The following is a 19,816-nucleotide window of genomic DNA, read 5'->3' on the forward strand; positions in this document are numbered from 1 at the left end:
GCACGCCTCTTACTTGCGCTGATCGTCAACCGTTACGCCCTTCGGCGGGGTAAAGGTAAATTTAGACGCATCAACGGTGCCGTTTTGCTGTGATTTCAGCTGATAGCTGCTGCGCTGATCGTCCTGCTCAATGGCGCTAAATTGATGGATAGTGCCATCACGCCCTACATTGATGGTGAACTGCTTCAGGTTACCGTTGTTGCCTTTCGGCGTCAGAACGAAGTCATCACCCTTCTGCTCAATATTGTACTGCTGCCAGTCGCTTGCCTGATTACGGGCAATCAGCATAAACGGCGTGTTACCCGTGGCGTCTTTCAGCCAGGTTGCTGTTGCCTGCTCAACAAAGGGGTTATAAAACCACAGCGTTTTACCATCCGACACCAGCACACTTTCATCCGGCTGGGTCATATGCCAGTTGAACAGATTCGGGCGTTTCACCCACAGATCGCCCTGACCTTCCTGCACCGCAGCGCCGCTGCTATCGGTCACTTTTTGAGTGAAGGTAGCATGAAAGCTGCTGACCTTATCGAGACGGCTTTTCAGGTCGCTGGAAGCATCAGCCCACACATTGCTGACCAACAGACTACCCATTAATGCACAAACCAAAGCGACTTTTTTCATTGCTGTTCCTTAAATACGTCACTCCCGACGCGGGAGAATACTTCTGTCACTCTAAGCACCGAGTACCAGGAGCAACAGAAGAAAAGACTGAATTTCTATTGCGTTACACATCTTTGCAATCAGTCAAACGGCGGCGGAGCCAGCACTTCACGGTTTCCGTTATGTCCTTGTTCGCTGACGATTCCCTGGGCTTCCATCTGCTCGATGATGCGCGCCGCGCGGTTATAGCCGATACGGAATTGGCGCTGTACGCCGGAGATTGAGGCTTTACGTTTTTCGGTCACGAAATTAACCGCCTGATCGAATAACGGATCCAGCTCTTCTCCTCCCTCAAAACCGCCACCTGCACCACCTTCGCTTTCGCTATCCGAGGTAATGCCATCGACATACTGTGGACGCCCGCGCGCTTTCCAGTCCTGCACAACGGCGTGCACTTCCTGGTCACGAACGAATGCACCATGTACACGCACCGGCGCAGAGGTCGAGTTCGGGCCGGAATAGAGCATATCCCCCATTCCCAGTAGCGATTCTGCACCGCTCTGATCGAGGATGGTGCGCGAGTCAATTTTGCTCGAAACGGTAAAAGCGATACGTGTCGGGATGTTGGCTTTAATTAGGCCAGTAATGACATCCACAGATGGACGCTGAGTCGCCAGCACCAGATGAATCCCGGCGGCGCGCGCTTTTTGCGCCAGGCGCGCAATCAACTCTTCCACTTTCTTACCGACGGTCATCATCAAATCGGCGAATTCATCCACCAGCACTACGATATACGGCAGTTTTTCCAGCACCGGATGCTCGACATCCATGCTATCACCGGGTTTCCAGTAAGGATCCGGGATCGGGCGGCCCATTCGTGCTGCTTCAGCGATCTTCTCGTTGTAGCCCGCCAGATTACGCACTCCGAGCGCCGACATCAGCTTGTAGCGACGCTCCATTTCGTTGACGCTCCAGCGCAAGGCGTTAGCAGCGTCTTTCATGTCGGTGACGACCTCGGTAAGCAGGTGCGGAATCCCTTCATATACTGACAACTCGAGCATTTTCGGGTCGATCATGATAAAGCGCACCTCTTCCGGCGTCGCTTTATACAGCATGCTGAGGATCATGGCATTCACGCCCACCGATTTACCGGAACCGGTCGTACCCGCAACCAACAGGTGCGGCATCTTCGCCAGGTCGGCGATTACCGGATCGCCCGCGATATCTTTACCCAGCACTACAGTCAGCGGCGACGGGTTTTCGCGGAATTTCACGCAGTCCAAGACTTCACGCAGGTAAACGGTTTGCCGTTTCTTGTTCGGCAGTTCCAGACCAACGTACGGTTTACCCGGAATAACTTCCACCACACGCACCGCAACGGTCGACAACGAACGCGCCAGATCGCGGGAAAGGTTCGAAATACGCGCAGCTTTCACACCCGGGGCGAGATTCAACTCAAAACGGGTGATAACCGGGCCTGGAGAATAATTGACCACATCAGCTTTGATGCGGAAATCCGCCAGTCGCGCTTCCACCAGACGCGCCATCTGTTCCAGCGCAAACGTGTCTACCGGTTCGACTTCCGCTGGCGGCTGCGTCAGCAAATCCAACGACGGCAACGGTGTCGTTGGTTTTTGCATCGGGCGACTGTCGCCATTACGCATTAGCAGCGGGTGAATCAGGCTCTCTTGCGGCTGTGCAGCAGGTTGTTGCACTGGCTGCTGATACTGCTGCGGCTGTGCAACAGGATGATGCACCGGCTGCTGATACTGCTGCGGCTGTACAACAGATTGATGCACCGACTGCTGATACTGCTGCGGCTGTGCAACAGGATGATGCACTGGCTGCTGATACTGCTGCGGCTGTGCAACAGGTTGATGCACCGGCTGTTGATACTGCTGCGGCTGTGCAACAGGTTGGTGAGCTGGCTGCTGATACTGCTGCGGTTGTTGATGATGATACGGCACAGCCAGCGTTTCCTGCTCTGGCATCCCACCCGGCGTAAACAACGGTTCACTCGGGCCATCATCTACGAGTGTCTTCATTGGTGAGAACGCAAAGTCCTCCGGCATAAACGCCTGAGTCCCGGCAGGTTGTTCACCCGCATACCGCTGCTGCTGCGATGCAGCGAACTGACGCGCCAGTTCCGCCTCTTCTGCGTCTTCTTCACTCGGTACAGCATGTACAGCATGCTGCGACTGGAATTGCGGCGCCTCATGCTGGAATCCATCACCATAGCGATCGTGCTGCGTAGCGGCAAACTGGCGCGCCAGTTCATCCTGCTGCAGCATATCAGCATCATCTTCCGTGAATTGATCGTTATGATGGCGCGTTTCATCTTCTTCGCGCGCACGCTCTTCTGCCATCCGCTGAGACGGCAGCTTAATGCCATAAGAAGCCAGTTCACGGCGCGTCGGTACACGGATCCGGTTCGGGCGCGGAAGCTGCGGGCCAATCCCCTCTTTCACCTGCGGACGCGGTGTACCACCAGCCGCAAGGCTGAACATCGGACCTGCAGCAGCTGTTGCCACGGTGACACTACTGGCGGCCTGCTGTATTCCGGCTGCAACTGGCGCAACGGTTGCCTCAACAGGCGGTATCGATGGCATAGCCGGTGCAACTGGCTTCGAAACCGGTTCAATATTTTCGGGCTCAGGAATCGGCTGATACCACGCCGCCAGCTGCTCACGCTCGCGCGCACGCTTCTCCTCTACTTCTTCGAAGTAATAGAGCGGTGGACGAGTCTGTTTCACTTCTTCAACTACAGGTTCAGGTTCGACGACGAATTCTGGCGCCGGGGAGATTTGCGGCTGTGATTCACCCTGCCATGGCAGCGGATCGTGTAGCGGCTGCGTATAAACATCGTTTTCTTGCGGCTGTGCCGTCACCGAAGCTTCTGGCGTCCAACTATCCTGCGCGACAGGCTGCTGCCACTCTGGTTCAGCGTATTGTGCAGACGAATATGCAGCTTCCTGTGAAACCGACGGGTTTGGTACAGGCTGGTAAGATGCGAGTGAGTTCTGCTCATCTGGTGCTGGCTGATACGCAGCGGCCTGCTGAACGGGCGGCTGAGCATAGGGCCACTCAATTTCCTGCGGTGCCTGCACAACTGGCTCAACAGGCGTAGCATAAGCCTGCGTAGCGACAGTCGTCGCGGCAGCAGCAGCGGCCACAGGTGCCGTTATGCTGCGGCCATTGAGCAGCGGATCGTATTCCTGTTCAAATTCAGTTGCGCGATGCCCAGAGAACAACACGTCGTCAGCATCCGCAGGGATACCACGAGCGCTATAAGCAATATCGTCTTCATCGTCATCCATCCGCTTGCCGGAGAACAACGCCTCATCGGTTTTGCGCCCCATCGGATTCGCAAACTTTTCGGCAACGCGTTTTCGCCGCGCCAGTGCACCACGCAAAATACGCGTACGGCGAGATTCACGCGGAGCGTCTATTTCACCTTTATCTTCATCATCCTCTTCATACTCTTCGTCATCGACCCAGGTGTCATCACGACGGGTACGATTACTGGCGAAAGTGAGAATGTTGAGAATCACACTGCCAATTTTCTCGGCAATGGTCACCCATGACCACCCGGTGAACAGCGTCAAACCGGCGGCCCAGATACAGAGCAGCGCCAGTGTACCGCCACTGCTACGCAGCAAGGGTTGTAGCGTGGTACTTAGCAAGCTGCCAATGACGCCGCCGGAGGCGAAATACCAAATGTCATCCGCATTAATCGCCGCCAAGCCACAAGAAGTGAGAATAAGCGCCAGCGCGCCAATCATGCGCAGCGATACGGCAAAATAGTCGATATAGTCTTCACTGGCCCGGTGGCGATACGCAAACCAGCAGCCGCCGATAATGATCACCGGGATGGTATAAGCCATGATGCCAAAAATGAAAAACAACGTATCAGCAAGCCACGCGCCGGGCACGCCGCCAATATTATGGATAGGCTCATGCCAGGCCGTTTGCGACCAACTGGGATCGGACGGGTTAAAGCTGAGAAGCGCTGCCATTAACCAGACGGCAGAAAGTGAAACGAGGATCAGCAACGCCTCCAGGAGTCGACGCCCGCTGCTTAACTTGGTCAGTGTGACTTCTTTGTCTTCGGTGTATTCCTGGCTCAAGACAGGCTCTCCAGGTCCTTGATGCTAAAACGGACAACAGCGCCGGGTCTCCCCGGCACTGTTGCTGTATGGATTAACAGGAGTGTAATCAAAAAACAGCGATTTTGCACCTGTTCCGTATTAGCGCGTCTTAATAACCAGACGATTGCTCTGTTTGACTTCTTCCATTACCACATATGTGCGGGTGTCGTTTACGCCCGGCAGACGCAGCAGGGTTTCCCCTAACAGTTTGCGGTAAGCCGACATATCCGGCACACGCGTCTTCAACAGGTAGTCGAAATCGCCTGAAACCAAATGACACTCTTGAATCTCTTCAAGCTTTTGCACGGCAGAGTTGAATTGTTCAAACACATCCGGCGCGCCACGATTCAGAGTAATCTCAACAAATACCAGAAGTGATGCATCCAGATAATGCGGGTTCAGCAGCGCCGTATAGCCCTGAATAAACCCTTGTCTTTCCAGCCTGCGCACACGCTCAAGGCATGGCGTTGGGGAAAGCCCCACTCGTTTAGAAAGCTCGACGTTGGAAATACGCCCATCTTTTTGCAATTCATTCAGAATATTACGATCGATGCGGTCGAGATCTTTGCCAGGGCGCTTCTTGCTATCTACCATTATTATTGTCTCTCTGTATTCCTTCCCTACTCCTGTCTTGACCCTGTGCACTTCACTGTTCAGAGTCTTTGCCCGTCGCGCTACGCGGCGCGTAATTTAAATTAGCGCGTCACGTAATCCCAGGGGCAGTATTGAGAAGACCGTTGCCAGGGGCAGCTATCGATATCACGAATGGCGTCTGTCCACGCCATACGTAGATTTCGCTAGCCCGGTAAAAATGGCATTTACATGCATGAATTTGCGTCACGCGCGAAACACTGCTTTTTTTCTTCCTTTGATGTTTTCGCAAATGCGCAGGGGATTGTCAAAGCAAAACATCTTTTTTTAGTACAACATGCCAGATATTCATCAGGGTCGTTCCCTAATCATCATTTTATCACCTTATAACTGACCCTTTTTCAGTAGGAATTATTATATTTAGGCGGTTAACAACCCTTCAGCCATCGGCTCTTTCTATTACACATATCGTTAACAAAATCGCTGCACCCTTTTTTTACGCCGGTAAATTCCCTACAATCCAGCCCAATGTCTGCCAAACAACAACGAGGATCTCATGGGTACGGCCAAACACAGTAAGCTGCTTATCCTTGGTTCAGGACCTGCCGGTTATACCGCGGCGGTCTATGCTGCACGCGCTAACCTGCAGCCAGTTCTGATTACCGGTATGGAAAAAGGCGGCCAGCTCACCACCACCACTGAAGTGGAAAACTGGCCGGGCGACCCGCACGATCTGACCGGGCCACTGCTGATGGAACGCATGCATGAACATGCCACCAAATTTGATACCGAAATCATTTTCGATCACATCAATAGCGTGGATTTGCAAAATCGTCCGTTCCGCCTGACTGGCGACAGTGGTGAGTACACCTGCGACGCATTGATTATTGCCACGGGTGCGTCTGCGCGTTATTTGGGCCTGGCGTCTGAAGAAGCGTTCAAAGGCCGTGGCGTTTCCGCCTGCGCAACGTGTGACGGTTTCTTCTACCGTAACCAGAAAGTCGCGGTGATTGGCGGCGGTAACACCGCAGTGGAAGAAGCATTGTATCTGGCAAATATTGCCTCTGAAGTGCATCTGATCCATCGCCGTGACACCTTCCGTGCGGAAAAAATCCTCATCAAACGCCTGATGGATAAAGTCGAAAGCGGCAACATCGTGTTGCACACCCACCGTACGCTGGAAGAGGTGACGGGCGATCAGATGGGCGTTAGCGGCCTGCGTCTACGCGATACGCAGAATGCAGATAATGTCGAATCGCTGGAGGTTGCCGGTCTGTTTGTGGCTATCGGCCACAGCCCGAACACCGCCATCTTTGAAGGTCAGTTGGCGCTGGAAAACGGCTATATCAAAGTGCAGTCCGGTATTCATGGCAATGCCACGCAAACTAGCATTCCTGGCGTCTTTGCTGCCGGCGATGTGATGGACCATATTTATCGTCAGGCGATCACTTCTGCAGGTACAGGCTGTATGGCTGCGCTGGATGCAGAACGTTATCTCGACGGACTTGCTGAACGTAAATAATCTTTACAAGTCAGTAACAAAGGTAAAAAAGGCGACTATAAGTCGCCTTTATTTTTGCTCCGATGTAACATTGCGCCAGCTCAAAAATCCGATAACTCCACCTGCAAAGCGCGCAATGAATAAAACCCGTCAACAAGAACTGACCCGCTGGTTAAAACAGCAAAGCATTATTTCCCGTCGCTGGCTGACACTCTCCCGCCTGCTCGGGGTGGTCAGCGGCGTGCTGATCGTCGCGCAAGCCTGGATTCTGGCGCGTATTCTGAACCACATGATTGTGGAGAATATCCCGCGCGAAGCCCTCTTACTGCCGTTCATCTTGCTGGTGCTGATTTTTATCCTGCGCAGTTGGGTGGTCTGGCTGCGAGAACGTGTTGGTTTCCATGCAGGTGCGCATATTCGCTTCGAAATCCGCCGTCAGGTTCTTGATCGCCTGCATCAGGCTGGCCCGGCGTGGATCCAGGGAAAACCCGCCGGAAGCTGGGCCACGCTGATACTTGAGCAAATCGATGATATGCACGACTTCTATGCCCGCTACTTGCCACAAATGACGCTGGCAGCGAGCGTACCTCTGCTAATCATTGCCACTCTGTTCCCGATTAACTGGGCAGCAGCGCTAATATTGCTGGGTACAGCCCCGCTAATTCCGCTCTTTATGGCGATGGTCGGAATGGGTGCGGCGGACGCCAACCGCCGTAACTTCAAAGCGCTGGCTCGCCTGAGCGGCCATTTCCTTGACCGCTTACGTGGGATGGAAACACTGCGTATTTTTGGTCGGGGCGCTGCGGAAACAGAAAATATTCGTCATGCTTCACAGGATTTTCGCAGCCGCACTATGGAAGTGCTGCGCATGGCTTTCTTATCATCCGGCGTGCTGGAGTTCTTCACCTCATTATCGATTGCGTTGGTGGCGGTCTATTTCGGTTTTTCCTATCTTGGCGAGCTGAATTTCGGTCACTACGGCGCTGGTGTAACCTTGTTCGCCGGTTTTCTCGCGCTAATTTTGGCACCGGAGTTCTTTCAGCCGCTGCGCGATCTCGGTACCTTTTATCACGCTAAAGCCCAAGCAATTGGCGCTGCGGACAGCCTGAAAACGTTTATGGAAGCACCACTTGCACATCCGAAACGAGGTGATCTCACGCTGAAAACCGATGAGCCCGTAACGCTGACGGCAAGCGATTTGCTTCTGAAATCCCCAGAAGGCGCGGTACTCGCCGGGCCGCTCAATTTTTCCCTGTCCGCGGGTCAGCGCGTCGTAGTAGTAGGAAGAAGCGGCTCTGGCAAGAGTTCACTGATCAATGTGCTTTCTGGCTTTCTGCCTTACGAAGGTTCATTACGCGTTAACGACGTCGAACTGAGCGAGTTGGACCCGGATAGCTGGCGCGAAGCGATAAGTTGGGTTGGGCAAAATCCGCAACTTCCCGGCACCACATTGCGTGAGAATGTATTGCTGTCACGCCCCAACGCCAGCGATGCAGAGTTGAAAACCGTTCTGGATAAAGCCTGGGTCAGCGAGTTTCTGCCACTGCTTCCTGAGGGGCTGGAAACTCAGTCTGGCGATCAGGCTGTACGCCTCTCTGTTGGCCAGGCACAGCGTGTGGCCGTTGCCCGTGCGCTGCTCTCTCCCTGTAAACTGCTGCTGCTGGACGAACCTTCAGCCAGCCTTGATGCCCACAGCGAGCAACGCGTGATGCAGGCACTTACCGAGGCTTCGCGCCAGCAAACGACCCTGATGGTTACGCACCAGTTAGAACACCTGGCTGATTGGGATGTTATCTGGGTAATGCAGGATGGCCAAATTATGGAACAAGGCAGCTATGCCGAACTTGCTGCTGTGCAGGGGATCTTTGCCGACCTCCTTGCCCATCGCCAGGAGGAGATTTAAATGCGCGCATTACTGCCTTATCTCGCACTGTATAAACGCCACAAGTGGATGCTGATGCTCGGCGTTATCCTCGCCGTTATCACTTTGCTTGCCAGCATTGGTCTGCTGACGCTCTCCGGCTGGTTCCTCTCTGCGTGCGCCGTGGTTGGCGTCGCCGGCATCTACAGCTTTAACTATATGCTGCCTGCTGCAGGTGTTCGTGGCGCAGCGATTATTCGTACGGCCGGGCGCTATTTTGAACGGCTGGTCAGCCATGACGCGACGTTTCGCGTACTGGAACACTTGCGCGTCTCGACATTCAGTAAACTGCTCCCCCTCTCCCCTGCCGGGCTGGCGCGCTTTCGCCAGGGTGAGTTGCTAAACCGCGTCGTTGCCGATGTCGACACGCTCGATCACCTTTACCTGCGCGTGATCTCCCCGTTGATCGGTGCACTGGTGGTCATCATCGTTGTCACACTGGGCTTAAGCGTACTGGACATATCGCTGGCTCTGATGTTGGGCGGTATTATGCTGGCAACCTTGATTATCCTGCCGCCGTTATTTTACCGCGCGGGCAAACCGACAGGCGAAAATCTGACCGCCCTGCGCGGACAGTATCGCCAGCAATTAATCAGTTGGCTGCAAGGCCAGGCAGAGTTGACCATTTTTGGTGCCAGCCAGCGCTATCGTGAACAGCTAGAAAACACTGAACTCAGTTGGCATGATGCCCAGCGTCGTCAGTCCGATCTGAGTGCCGTTTCGCAGGCCGTGATGCTGCTCATCAGCAGCGCGGCAGTGCTTGTGATGCTGTGGTTTGCTTCCGCCGATATTGGTGGTAACACGCAGCCCGGCGCATTGATTGCGCTGTTTGTCTTCTGTGCGCTTGCAGCTTTCGAAGCGCTGGCCCCGGTAACCGGTGCGTTCCAGCATCTGGGGCAGGTTATTGCTTCCGCCATACGCATCACGCAGGTAACGGAATGTCAGCCGGAAGTCACCTTCCCGCAAAACAGTGCCGCCACGCCTACAGATGTCGCCCTGCAATTCGAGGCCATGACGTTTAACTACCCAGGCCAACCGCAGCGTGCGCTGGACTCAATTTCCTTATCGATTTCCGCCGGAGAACATGTGGCAATCCTTGGCCAAACCGGGTGCGGCAAATCCACATTATTGCAATTACTGACGCGCGCATGGGATCCGCAGCACGGCGAGATTCGTCTCAATGACCAGGCGCTTGCTAGCTTTGCGGAAGCTGATTTACGCAAACTTATCAGTATGGTGCCGCAGCGCGTACATCTGTTCAGCGCGACGCTGCGCGATAACTTGTTGCTGGCCTCACCGCAGGCGAGCGATGACACACTGAGTGCGATGCTCGCCCGTGTCGGGCTGGAAAAACTGCTTGAGGATAATGGGCTGAATGCCTGGCTCGGCGAAGGCGGACGCCAGCTCTCCGGTGGTGAGCTGCGTCGTCTGGCGATTGCTCGCGCGTTATTGCATGATGCACCGCTGGTGCTTCTGGACGAACCGACCGAAGGTCTGGATGCCGCTACAGAGAGCCAAATCCTTGAATTATTGGGCGAAGTGATGAAAGGCAAAACTCTGCTGATGGTCACGCACCGTCTGCGCGGGCTGGCACGTTGCGATCGGATAATTGTGATGGACAACGGGCAAATAATTGAGCAAGGTAATCACGCAGCGTTAATGGCGAAACAGGGTCGGTACTACCAGTTTAAGCAGCGTCTGTAGTGGCTATTCGTCATTTTGCCGTTTCTGTAACGGCAGCGCTAAAGTGGAACGACCAAAATGACGATAGTAAGTAGGGTCCCTTGTCGCGTTGTGGAGCACAGAAGTCATGCGCCTGGTGCAGCTCTCTCGTCATTCTATCGCTTTTCCTTCGCCCGAAGCGGCGCTGCGTGAACCCAATGGGCTGCTGGCGCTGGGTGGCGATCTTAGTCCGGCGCGTCTGTTGATGGCCTACCAGCGCGGCATTTTCCCCTGGTTCTCACCCGGCGACCCAATCCTGTGGTGGTCGCCCGATCCGCGCGCCGTGCTGTGGCCGGACACATTCCATGTCAGCCGCAGTATGAAGCGTTTTCATAAAACCTCTCCCTATCGCGTAACGCTGAATCATGCTTTTGGCCAGGTGATCGATGGTTGCTCGCAGGATCGCGACGAAGGCACCTGGATCACGCCTGATGTGGTGATGGCTTATCATCGTCTCCATGAGCTTGGACATGCGCACTCCATTGAGGTCTGGGAAGGTAACGAACTGGTGGGTGGTATGTATGGCGTGTCGCAAGGCGCGCTGTTCTGTGGTGAATCAATGTTTAGTCGCCGCGTAAATGCATCCAAAACTGCGTTACTTGTTTTTAGCGGCGAATTTGTGCGCATGGGCGGCGAGCTAATTGATTGCCAGGTGCTGAATAGCCATACTGCGTCGCTCGGTGCCATAGAGATTCCGCGTCGGGATTACCTTTTATATCTCGAGAAAATGCGTAAACTCCCTCTCCCTTCCCATTTCTGGGTGCCCCGAACGCTGTTTTCATCGCTCTGAAGAATGTTTTCGGCACATTTTTTATCAGAGTGTTATAATGGACGCTCAGAGCAGCTTTTGCCTGTTGCCCCGCCCCACCTGGGAGTTGTTCGTATCAGGGATGCCCTTCGCTTTACTCCACCGCTCCCCTTTACGGTTGCGCTTTTAGCGCGTCCAGGCTGTGGCGTGAGGGTAACTGGCAAAAGTCGTTTTGCTGTGTTTTATCAGCGTAAATCTTTACTTAACACACGAACTTCGGCATTATCTTGCCGGTTCAAAAATTATGGTAGTGATACCCCCGAGGATTAGATGGCCAAAGAAGACAATATTGAAATGCAGGGTACCGTTCTTGAAACGTTACCTAATACGATGTTCCGCGTAGAACTGGAAAACGGTCACGTGGTCACTGCGCATATCTCCGGTAAAATGCGTAAAAACTACATCCGCATTCTGACGGGCGATAAAGTGACTGTGGAACTGACCCCGTACGACCTGAGCAAAGGCCGCATTGTCTTCCGTAGCCGCTAAGATCTTCCATCAGCACAGCTAAGTGCACCTATTTCGAAGGCCGGGTAATCCCCGGCCTTTTGTTTTTCTTACGCCCATCCCTCTTGATTAGACTTTAACCACTACCGACAATTGTCTATAATCAATAATGACAAATGTCACCACCTGGGAGGAAAGATGAGAACCTGGAGCCCGGATCAAAAACCAGCTGAGAATGCGCTCTGGCGCTTTGCCGGTTTCCCCGCAAACAGAGGGCTAAAACTCGTTCAGATGCTGAACGAAGGCTTGCCCGTCAGCATTCTCGACAATATTCATGAATGGACAGAAATGTCCCGCTCCGACATTCTGCGCGTCACTGGTATCAACGAACGCAATGTTGCACGTCGCAAAAGCGCAGGTCGTACACTTACGCCGGAAGAAAGTGAGCGCATTGCTCGTTTAGTTAGGGTTGTTGATGCTGCGGTACAGTTTTTCGGTAGCAAAAAGATGGCGTGGGACTGGCTGGAAACCCCCGTTCGCGGCCTTGGCAACGTAGCGCCGATTTCGCTGATTGCTACTGAAAGTGGCGCACTGGAAGTGACCGATCTGCTCGGCAGGCTGGAGCATGGAGTGTTTGCGTGATTTTCTATCGACTGGTGACGCGCCGCTACGCCAGTGAAGCCTGGACAGGCAGCGGTGCGAATCTTTATGGCGGGCGCTGGAATCACAAAGGTCACCCTGCGGTTTACGTTGCCTCATCCGTTTCACTTGCAGCGCTCGAAATGCTGGTACACGTGCACAGCGACACGGTTCTGAGCCAGTATGGGCTGTTCAGTATCGAAATCCCTGACAAGGATATTGAACATCTGGATAAGAAATGGCTACCGCCAGACTGGCAGGAAAACCCGGCACCGCTTTCAACGATGGATTTAGGAACAGCGTGGCTTGAAGCCAACAGCGCCGTCGCGCTGGTGCTTCCGTCTTGCGTTATTCCACTAGAGAATAATGCGATTTTGAATCCTATCCATCCTGGTTTCAGTAAGTTACTAAAAACTGTTAAAGCGCTTCCCTTCTCTTTTGACCCACGCCTGGCAACCCCGTAATTTTTGGGCAATTTACCGGACACATCCACCGCCGGCTTGCGGCGATGCGCGATACGCTCGTAGAGCTGGAAAATGGCAAATATCCGCTGACATAATTACTGAACCGCCGCTTTATCCCTACCATTGTGCGCGGGAAATCTCACTGGCACTAAACGTGCGTAAACTCTTTATTCTGGCGATGCTGGATATTGACTACTTAAGAGCGTCGGACCCAGTGCGGGCGATACAGCGACGATCATTTCAGCTGCAGTGATGACGTTTTCCGCTACGGCGCGAAGAGTTTATGGTGCTGCTGGTCGAATCTGGCCTGTTATAGGCGAAAATCATTCTGGAAACGCTGCGGCAAAAAATTGCCACGTTGACGGTTAAAGTATCACCGGCACAACGCTTTTCGAATACTGTGGCGTTGGCGTCGCCGAGTTCGATTACCACCCGGATGACAAGTGATTGAATGATAAAGCGATCTCTATATTGCTAAAATCCACGGGCGCAATCGTATTGAAACCAAGCTAATTTGATGCTGCTTTTGCAGCCATAAAAAAACCGGGCTTATATCGCCCGGTTTTTAGAAGTGAACCGCAGAGATTAATGTGCCGCTTCCGGTTTGTGCTTCTGCGCACTCAGGAAGCCGTACTCCAGCTCATTTTTCTCTTTATTCAACGTTACCGTGACCTGACCACCATCAACCAGTGACCCGAACAACAGTTCGTTAGCCAGTGGTTTTTTCAGGTTGTCCTGGATAACACGCGCCATTGGACGAGCGCCCATTGCGCGGTCATATCCTTTCTCTGCCAGCCAGTCGCGAGCTTCCTGGCTGACTTCCAGCGATACGCCTTTCTGATCCAACTGCACCTGAAGTTCGACAATAAATTTGTCGACCACCTGATGGATCACATCGGTAGACAAGTGATCGAACCAGATAATGTTATCCAGGCGGTTGCGGAACTCCGGCGTAAAGATCTTTTTAATCTCTTCCATCGCATCGGTGCTGTTATCCTGGTGGATAAGGCCGATGGATTTGCGCTCGGTTTCACGCACCCCAGCATTGGTGGTCATGACCAGCACCACGTTACGGAAATCGGCTTTGCGCCCGTTATTATCGGTCAGCGTTCCATTATCCATCACCTGCAACAGCAGGTTAAAGACGTCCGGATGCGCTTTTTCGATTTCATCAAGCAGCAGCACCGCGTGCGGATGTTTGATCACCGCGTCGGTCAACAGCCCCCCCTGATCAAAACCCACATAGCCTGGAGGCGCACCAATCAAACGGCTGACAGTATGACGTTCCATATATTCGGACATGTCAAAACGCAGCAGTTCAATGCCTAGCGCTTTCGACAGCTGCACTGTCACCTCGGTTTTACCTACGCCGGTTGGGCCAGCAAACAGGAAGGAACCAACCGGTTTATGGTCTTGCCCCAGCCCTGCACGGCTCATTTTGATGGCTTCGGTTAATGCCTCAATGGCTTTATCCTGGCCAAACACCAGCATTTTCAGCCGATCGCCAAGGCTCTTCAGCGTGTCGCGGTCGCTCTGAGAAACACTCTTCTCAGGAATACGCGCGATACGGGCCACCACCGATTCGATATCCGCCACGTTAACGGTTTTCTTGCGTTTGCTCACCGGCATCAAACGCGCACGCGCACCCGCTTCGTCGATAACATCAATCGCTTTATCCGGCAGATGGCGATCATTGATATATTTCACCGCCAGCTCTACCGCCGCACGCACCGCTTTCGCCGTATAACGCACATCGTGGTGCGCTTCATATTTCGGTTTCAGGCCGTTGATAATCTGCACCGTTTCCTCAACGGACGGCTCAGTGATATCAATTTTCTGGAAGCGACGCGCCAGGGCGCGATCTTTTTCAAAGATATTGCTGAATTCCTGATAGGTGGTGGAACCCATCACGCGAATTTTACCGCTGGAAAGCAGCGGCTTGATGAGGTTTGCAGCATCTACTTGCCCGCCAGACGCAGCGCCCGCACCGATGATGGTATGGATCTCATCGATAAACAGAATGCTGTTATTGTCCTGCTCAAGTTGTTTCAGCAGCGCCTTGAAACGTTTTTCGAAATCACCACGATATTTGGTCCCGGCCAGTAAAGAACCGATGTCCAGCGAGTAAATTGTGCAATCAGCCATAATTTCCGGCACGTCACCCTGCACAATACGCCACGCCAGCCCTTCAGCAATGGCGGTTTTACCCACACCGGATTCACCCACCAGCAACGGGTTGTTTTTACGACGACGACACAGAACTTGAATCGCACGCTCAAGCTCTTTACCACGGCCAATCAGCGGGTCGATTCCTCCCACACGAGCAAGCTGATTAAGGTTGGTGGTGAAGTTTTCCATACGTTCCTCCCCTCCTGCCTGCTCTTCGCTGTTCACCTGCCCGCTACTGCTGCTGCCAGTGGCGTCAGATGATGGGCCTGGCTCGTCTTTACGCGTGCCGTGAGAGATAAAGTTCACCACGTCAAGGCGGCTTACTTCATGTTTACGCAGCAGATAAGCCGCTTGCGACTCCTGCTCGCTAAAAATGGCAACCAGCACGTTCGCACCAGACACTTCGCTGCGCCCGGATGACTGAACGTGAAACACCGCGCGCTGAAGAACACGCTGGAAGCTGAGCGTCGGCTGCGTGTCGCGCTCCTCTTCACTCATGGGTAGAACGGGTGTGGTTTGTTCGATGAAGGCTTCGAGTTCCTGTCGCAGCGCCACCAGGTCCACTGAACACGCTTCCAGCGCTTCGCGGGCAGATGGGTTACTGAGCAGTGCCAGTAACAAGTGCTCGACGGTCATAAACTCATGTCGGTGCTCGCGCGCTCTGGCGAAAGCCATGTTTAAACTGAGTTCCAGTTCTTGATTGAGCATAGGCACCTCCCCCAAGTTTTATACCTGCATTCAGGCTCTTTCCAGCGTACACAGCAACGGATGCTCGTTCTCCCTTGCGTACTTGTTCACCATTGCGACTTTCGTCTCGGCAACCTCGGCGGTGAAAACACCACAAATGGCCCTGCCGTGATAGTGAACCGTAAGCATCAGTTGCGTTGCACGTTCTACATCATAAGAAAAGAACTTTTGTAGCACGTCAATAACAAATTCCATTGGCGTGTAATCATCGTTCATTAACATAACTTTATACATGGATGGCGGTTTTAGCGCATCGCGCAGTTTATCTTCCGCCAATTGGTCGAAATCCAGCCAGCTATTACTCTTACCCATCGTTAGCGTTTCATCTTAGGTTACAGTTTCCGGCAGCGTTTAATCGGCCGATTACATGAGTCTAGATGTATTTTCAATCTACATCAGATGTCAGATAACAATCATCTATCGTTGTCATTCGCGACGGCTGTCACATTCCTTTGTAATAGCGTTAACTGCTTCAAAATTTTGATGCGCCGCCTCCCAGAACCCCTGCCAAATGCTTGACGCGTTATACGAATTATCTAAATTGTACAGTCGAGAGTTGGCGAGGTTTTGAACAGCCCGCTAGCTCTACCACCGGTTCATTCCATCTTACTTAAATAAGATTTACGAAGGATGTCGAAGCATGGAAACGGGTACTGTTAAGTGGTTCAACAATGCCAAAGGGTTTGGTTTTATCTGCCCTGAAGGCGGCGGCGAAGATATCTTCGCGCATTACTCCACCATTCAAATGGATGGTTACAGAACGTTAAAAGCCGGGCAGACTGTCCGGTTTGATGTACACCAAGGCCCTAAAGGCAATCATGCCAGCGTCATCGTGCCCGTAGAAGTGGAAGCCATGGCCTGAAGCCTGTTATCACATTGTGTACATGCCGCAGTCAAAATGCCAGCCCAATCGGCTGGCATTTTTATTACTCGCGAGCCAGTGCATCCACCGGGTCCAGCCGTGCGGCATTACGCGCAGGCAACCAACCAAACAGCACACCGGTAAACGTCGAACACAAAAACGCAGTTAATAGCGCCACCGGCGAAAAGCCAATCTCCCAGCCTGGTAAAAAGAGCTGCAACGTAAAGGCAATCAGCATGGATAGCGTGACGCCGAGCGCGCCACCGACAAGGCAAACAAATACCGCCTCAATCAGAAACTGCGACAAGACATCGCCGGCCCGGGCGCCAACTGCCATCCTGATGCCAATCTCTCGAGTCCGCTCGGTGACCGATACCAGCATAATATTCATTACGCCGATACCGCCAACCAGCAACGAAATGACCGCCACCAGCGTCAAAAACAGCTGAAGAGTACGTGTGGTCTTTTCTGCCGTTTTCAAGACCCCGTCCATATTCCAGACGAAGAAATCTTTCTTACCGTGGCGCAAATTGAGCAACCGCGTAAGCTGCTGTTCCGCCTGTTCGCTGCTGTAGCCCTCATTCACCCGTACCGTAATTGAGTTTAACCAGGACTGCCCCATAATACGCCCGGAGATGGTGCTATACGGCAGCCAGACACGCAGGATCTTGCTGCTGCCAAACATCGACTGCTTCTCCTCCGCCACGCCAATCACCGTTGCGGGCATGTTGCCAACCAAGATCACCTCACCGACCACGCTGACTTTATTGGGGAATAACTGACGACGGGTGTTGCTGTCGAGCACCACCACCTGCGCACGGCCTTTGAGCTGCTCCTCGTTAAACGAAGCCCCTTCGCTGAACGTCATACCATACACATTAAAATATTGCCCGCTCACACCATTGGCGCTCGCCGCCACATCAATATTGCCGTAGCGCAAACGTAGATTTTGTGAAACGGCAGGGGTGGCAGATTTTACCCAGGGCTGTTTTTGAATCGCCTGCAAATCATCATATTTCAGTGCCTGCTGGTATTGCGGCTCGTCGTCACCAAAATCTTTGCCGGGATAGACATCGATAGTGTTGGTGCCTATTGAGCGAATATCCGCCAGCACCAGCTGTTTAGCGGCATCACCGACCACCACAATTGATACCACCGACGCAATACCGATAATAATGCCGAGCATGGTCAGCAAGGTGCGCATTTTATTGGCCGCCATGGCACGCCAGGCCATGGTCAGCGCTTCCTGAAAACGGCTGACGAACTGCCGCCAGCCCCCGGCTTGCGTCATTACTGCATCATGGTTCGCGGGCGCGGCGGCTTCCGTTTTGGCTGGCGGATTACTGATTATCTCGCCATCACGAATTTCAATTACCCGCTCCGCCTGCGCAGCAACTTGCGGGTCGTGAGTCACGATAATTACCGTATGTCCGCGATCACGCAGCTGATGCAGGATTGCCATCACCTCTTCGCCAGAGTGGCTATCGAGCGCGCCGGTCGGTTCATCGGCCAGAATCACCTGCCCACCATTCATTAACGCGCGGGCAATACTCACGCGCTGCTGCTGGCCACCAGAAAGCTGCGACGGCTGATAATCAGCCCGCTCACCCAATCCTAAGCGGGTCAGTAATGCTTTTGCGCGCTCCAGCCGCGCTTTGCGTTCCGTCCCCGCATACACCGCCGGAACCTCGACGTTCTGCGCGGCCGTCAAATGGGAAAGCAGATGATAACGCTGAAAGATAAAACCGAAATGTTCGCGGCGCAGTTGCGCAAGCTGGTCGCTACTGAGCAACGACACATCCGTTCCCGCCACCCGGTAAGTGCCGCTGGTGGGTTTGTCCAGGCACCCCAGAATGTTCATCAGCGTGGATTTACCGGAGCCGGATGCGCCAACAATCGCCACCATTTCGCCGGCATTAATGCACAGCGTGATGCCTTTTAGCACCTCGACCTGTCCGTCACCGGACGGGTAACTGCGGCGGATATTATTCAGATCCAGCAATGCGGTCATTGCGCCGCTCCACTTTTCTCGCCAATCACCACTTCTTCGCCCGCATCCAGGCCTTTCGTTACCACCACTTCCGTATCATTGCGTGCACCCAACGTCACCTCGCGCTCGCGGGTTTCGCCATTACGTAGCACCTTCACTTTGTAACGGTTATCCCCCACCGGATCGCCAAGCGCCGCCAGCGGAATAGTGATCACATTTTTCAGGCCGGTCAGTTGGATATGTACCTGCGCGGTCATATCAAGGCGCAGCACACCCTCCGGGTTTGGCACTTCAAAGCGCGCATAGTAAAAAATCGCATCGTTGACCTTTTCTGGCGTCGGCAGAATATCTTTCAGTTCGCCTTCATAACGCGTTCCCGGATCGCCCAGCACGGTGAACCACGCTTTCTGCCCAGGCTTCAGGTGGATGACATCCGCTTCGGAAACCTGCGCTTTCACCAGCATCGTGCTCATATCGGCCAGCGTCAGGATGTTCGGTGCTTGTTGCACGGCAATCACCGTCTGGCCCTGCAACGTGGTAATTTGCGTCACTTCACCAGCCATCGGCGCAAGAATGCGTGTGTAATCAAGATTGGTTTTTGCGGTATCCAGCGTTGCCTGGTTGCGTTTGATCTGGGCATCAATGGTACCGATTTGCGCTTCTTTTACCGCCACATCCGTCGCCGAGGTGTCCAGATCCTGGCGGGAGATCAAATTGCTTTTCACCAGTTGCTGCTGGCGCGCTAACGTCACCTGCGCCAGCTTCAATTCAGCCTGCGCCTGACGGCGCTGCGCCCGCAGTTCCATTAAGGTCGCATCCACTTCCTTGATTTGGTTTTCCGCCTGATCGGGGTCGATCACGCCCAGGAGCTGATCTTTCTTTACCTTGTCGCCGATATTTACCGACAGCGTTTTTAACTGACCATTTACCTGAGCGCCAACATCAACTTTACGAAGCGCATCCAGCTTCCCGGTCGCCAGCACGCTTTGTTGCAATTCACCCGGGCGTACAATCAGCGTCTGATACTGGACAACAGGAGCATTGAGTTTGCCCCACAACCAAAACGCCGCCAGTAAAACAACCACTGCCAGCACAATCATTACCGTCCTGCGTTTTCCCTTCAGTTTCATAAAAATCCCAGATAATCGGACATGCAGTTTATAGAGACCAATCTTAACTAAACAAAACATCAACGAAACAAAAAATT

Annotated in this window: 15 protein-coding genes; 8 read left to right on the plus strand and 7 right to left on the minus strand. The window is 53.4% G+C overall.

What is annotated here, in order from left to right:
- Positions 1–9 precede the first annotated feature (9 nt).
- The 3 genes from lolA to lrp all read right to left on the minus strand — a co-directional run bounded on the left by lolA (position 10) and on the right by lrp (position 5,342).
- Entirely contained in the window at positions 10–621 is a 612-nt protein-coding gene (lolA, locus tag ACFX4O_RS01345) for an outer membrane lipoprotein chaperone LolA (RefSeq protein WP_131410941.1), read from the minus strand.
- Positions 622–740: 119 nt separating this feature from the next.
- Positions 741–4,727 carry a DNA translocase FtsK gene (ftsK, locus tag ACFX4O_RS01350; protein WP_380206752.1) on the minus strand — a complete coding sequence of 1,329 codons (3,987 nt, stop codon included), beginning with the start codon at positions 4,725–4,727 and terminating at the stop codon, positions 741–743.
- A gap of 120 nt (positions 4,728–4,847) precedes the next feature.
- Positions 4,848–5,342 carry a leucine-responsive transcriptional regulator Lrp gene (lrp, locus tag ACFX4O_RS01355; protein WP_002439523.1) on the minus strand — a complete coding sequence of 165 codons (495 nt, stop codon included), beginning with the start codon at positions 5,340–5,342 and terminating at the stop codon, positions 4,848–4,850.
- Between the two features lie 553 nt (positions 5,343–5,895).
- Here lrp and trxB point away from each other — a divergent pair.
- The 7 genes from trxB (at position 5,896) to ACFX4O_RS01390 (ending at position 12,841) form a co-directional block, all read left to right on the plus strand.
- Positions 5,896–6,861 (plus strand): thioredoxin-disulfide reductase, encoded by a 966-nt coding sequence (trxB, locus tag ACFX4O_RS01360; RefSeq protein WP_086871895.1) that lies wholly within the window; start codon positions 5,896–5,898, stop codon positions 6,859–6,861.
- 115 nt (positions 6,862–6,976) lie between these two features.
- Entirely contained in the window at positions 6,977–8,743 is a 1,767-nt protein-coding gene (cydD, locus tag ACFX4O_RS01365; protein ID WP_380206754.1) for a cysteine/glutathione ABC transporter permease/ATP-binding protein CydD, read from the plus strand.
- Positions 8,744–10,465, plus strand: coding sequence for a cysteine/glutathione ABC transporter ATP-binding protein/permease CydC (gene cydC, locus ACFX4O_RS01370; protein ID WP_380206755.1), 1,722 nt, complete (start codon positions 8,744–8,746; stop codon positions 10,463–10,465).
- A 106-nt stretch (positions 10,466–10,571) separates the two neighbouring features.
- On the plus strand, positions 10,572–11,273 hold the full coding sequence (gene aat, locus ACFX4O_RS01375) for a leucyl/phenylalanyl-tRNA--protein transferase (RefSeq protein WP_380206756.1): 702 nt from the start codon (positions 10,572–10,574) through the stop codon (positions 11,271–11,273).
- A 288-nt stretch (positions 11,274–11,561) separates the two neighbouring features.
- On the plus strand, positions 11,562–11,780 hold the full coding sequence (infA, locus tag ACFX4O_RS01380) for a translation initiation factor IF-1 (RefSeq protein ID WP_001040187.1): 219 nt from the start codon (positions 11,562–11,564) through the stop codon (positions 11,778–11,780).
- A 156-nt stretch (positions 11,781–11,936) separates the two neighbouring features.
- Positions 11,937–12,380 (plus strand): antitoxin Xre-like helix-turn-helix domain-containing protein, encoded by a 444-nt coding sequence (locus ACFX4O_RS01385; RefSeq protein WP_020457220.1) that lies wholly within the window; start codon positions 11,937–11,939, stop codon positions 12,378–12,380.
- Positions 12,377–12,841 carry an RES family NAD+ phosphorylase gene (locus tag ACFX4O_RS01390; RefSeq protein ID WP_380206759.1) on the plus strand — a complete coding sequence of 155 codons (465 nt, stop codon included), beginning with the start codon at positions 12,377–12,379 and terminating at the stop codon, positions 12,839–12,841. Before ACFX4O_RS01385 ends, ACFX4O_RS01390 begins: the two co-directional genes overlap by 4 nt.
- Before the next feature lie 585 nt (positions 12,842–13,426).
- On the opposite strand, the gene clpA is transcribed toward ACFX4O_RS01390, so the two are convergent.
- Positions 13,427–15,718, minus strand: coding sequence for an ATP-dependent Clp protease ATP-binding subunit ClpA (clpA, locus tag ACFX4O_RS01395; protein ID WP_380206761.1), 2,292 nt, complete (start codon positions 15,716–15,718; stop codon positions 13,427–13,429).
- Between the two features lie 30 nt (positions 15,719–15,748).
- The gene (clpS, locus tag ACFX4O_RS01400) at positions 15,749–16,069 is read right to left on the minus strand and encodes an ATP-dependent Clp protease adapter ClpS (RefSeq protein WP_017456164.1); all 321 of its coding nucleotides are present in this window, start codon (positions 16,067–16,069) and stop codon (positions 15,749–15,751) included.
- A 328-nt stretch (positions 16,070–16,397) separates the two neighbouring features.
- On the opposite strand from clpS, the gene cspD reads away from it, so the two are divergent.
- On the plus strand, positions 16,398–16,619 hold the full coding sequence (cspD, locus tag ACFX4O_RS01405; protein ID WP_007374119.1) for a cold shock-like protein CspD: 222 nt from the start codon (positions 16,398–16,400) through the stop codon (positions 16,617–16,619).
- Between the two features lie 64 nt (positions 16,620–16,683).
- Here cspD and macB read toward each other — a convergent pair whose 3' ends face one another.
- Together macB and macA are read right to left on the minus strand one after the other, a co-directional pair.
- A complete protein-coding gene (gene macB / locus ACFX4O_RS01410) occupies positions 16,684–18,630 on the minus strand; it encodes a macrolide ABC transporter ATP-binding protein/permease MacB (RefSeq protein ID WP_380206764.1) in 1,947 nt (648 codons plus the stop codon).
- A complete protein-coding gene (macA, locus tag ACFX4O_RS01415) occupies positions 18,627–19,739 on the minus strand; it encodes a macrolide transporter subunit MacA (protein ID WP_131410925.1) in 1,113 nt (370 codons plus the stop codon). Before macA ends, macB begins: the two co-directional genes overlap by 4 nt.
- Between the last annotated feature and the right edge of the window lie 77 nt (positions 19,740–19,816).

It is taken from the genome of Kosakonia sp. YIM B13571, from assembly GCF_042788095.1.
Classification (GTDB): domain Bacteria; phylum Pseudomonadota; class Gammaproteobacteria; order Enterobacterales; family Enterobacteriaceae; genus Kosakonia; species Kosakonia quasisacchari.